This window comes from Corynebacterium sp. HMSC058E07 (genome assembly GCF_001809885.1).
Lineage (GTDB): Bacteria > Actinomycetota > Actinomycetes > Mycobacteriales > Mycobacteriaceae > Corynebacterium > Corynebacterium macclintockiae.
Genome location: NZ_KV799226.1, coordinates 1 through 276 on the forward strand (window position 1 = coordinate 1; position 276 = coordinate 276).

The 276-nt window shown below is 56.5% G+C and carries 1 pseudogene; it reads right to left on the reverse strand.

The features are described 5' to 3' along the window. A pseudogene (locus HMPREF2678_RS10140) lies at window positions 1-157 on the reverse strand (IS256 family transposase); the annotation flags it as partial. Between the last annotated feature and the right edge of the window lie 119 nt (window positions 158-276).

Here is a 276-nt window from a genome sequence, read left to right on the forward strand (position 1 = left end):
CAACCCCGTATTCGGCGCCGCAGACGGTGTCAGCCTGGGCGGAGAGGATCTGGTTGATAAACCCTTGCAGCATCTGGCGCATCAAATCCGGAGACGCTTGGGCCAGCAAATCATCCAGATAGGTTGTCGGGTCGATAGAATACGGTGCAGCGGTCATCGTCATAGGCCTTTCGGTGAGATGTGGTAGTTGAGTTGAAAGGCTAACTGGCGGTGGCCGCCCACTACTTTCCGGGATCCACCATCAGCAAGCGTTACACCACACTAAGGGACGCAACC